This window comes from Thiolapillus sp., assembly GCF_048562965.1.
In the GTDB taxonomy this organism is placed as follows: domain Bacteria; phylum Pseudomonadota; class Gammaproteobacteria; order Chromatiales; family Chromatiaceae; genus Thiolapillus; species Thiolapillus brandeum_A.
Genome location: NZ_JBHNMF010000777.1, coordinates 1 through 1389, shown reverse-complemented (window position 1 = coordinate 1389; position 1389 = coordinate 1). Strand labels below are relative to the sequence as shown.

The window sequence follows — 1389 nt, the reverse complement described above, 5'->3', positions numbered from 1 at the left end:
TGGTGAGGAGATGAGACGCTACCAGCAGGCGCAAAGGAAGGGCCACAAAAATATGCTTCAATAAAACCAAATAAAAGAAGCTAAGCGAACTATATTGTCTTTTATTTTTTCTTGGCGTGCTGTGAATGACGGTTCAACTGAGAGATCCCCTCAAACTGAGGATTCAGCTGACCTTGTCCCTTCTCTCTTATTGTCTTTCTTTCTCTCTCTCTCTCTCTCTCTCTCTCTCTCTTGGCGTGCTTTGAATGACGGTTCCACTGAGAGATCCCCACAAATTGAGGGTTCAACTGACCCTGCCCCTTCTCTGTGAATGACGGTTCAACTGCGAGATCCCCTCAAATTGAGGGTTCAGCTGACCTTGTCCCTTCTCTTAAATGACGGTTCCACTGAGAGATCCCCACAAATTGAGGGTTCAACTGACCCTGCCCCTTCTCTCTTAAGCTCTTGTGCTTTGGCAATATTTAAACAAATACAAATCAGAAGTGTGTATATCAAATTGTGCCTTCTGATTTCTCTCGTCGCCACAACCTCCATCTTTGACCATCAAACGACGTGGAATCCCTCCGATCACAGAGGATCCCTTAAGGTCTTGCGCTTTGCCGATATTTAAACAAATCCAAATCAGAAGTCTATATCAAATTGTGCATTCACCTACGGATATGACAAATGCACACGGGGACAATATGAAGGCGTACAGGCATCACGCGGAAGTCGAACCAACCGATCAATGGCAAGTGTGCCCGCACCGATTTCGACACCTCTTTAAGACCCTCCCAAAAAACGATTTGGGAAGACACTGTCGAAAATGGCCCGCAGGAAAGGCTGATTTGAAGGTGGCGCGTATTATTCAAAACCACAGCCAACCTCACGATCTGACACTTTACACTGATGGATCCGTCAGGAGATGGAAGTCAGGCTGGGGTTTTTGTGTGAAGAAAGGTGCGACCACCATCCACGAAGACAGCGCCGCCTTCAAGGGCTCCACATCAAGCCTAACAATGGAAAAAGTCGCCATTTCCAACGCTCTCCGCTGGCTTGCCTCCAACAGGTACAGCCAGACCACACGGCGGGCAATAATACTAACAGATTCATTGAATCTCATTTCAAAAGCGAACCAGGGGAGAGGAAGCCCGGACTGGTTTCAAGCAATGCAACACATCCACCTCGAAAGTCTCATGTGGATGTACTGTCCTGCACACGCTGGTGTGAAGGGAAATGAACAAGCGGACTGGCTCGCACGTAACGCAGTCATTACGGACGATCGCAAGTGGTGAGGAGATGAGACGCTACCAGCAGGCGCAAAGGAAGGGCCACAAAAATATGCTTCAATAAAACCAAATAAAAGAAGCTAAGCGAACTATATTGTCTTTTATTTTTTCTTGGCGTGCT

General features: G+C 47.2%; 1 protein-coding gene. It reads left to right on the top strand.

From position 1 onward, the window contains the following. The first annotated feature begins 833 nt into the window (after nt 1–833). Nucleotides 834–1274, top strand: coding sequence for an RNase H family protein (locus ACOCD2_RS20005; RefSeq protein ID WP_293681028.1), 441 nt, complete (start codon nt 834–836; stop codon nt 1272–1274). Nucleotides 1275–1389 lie beyond the last annotated feature (115 nt).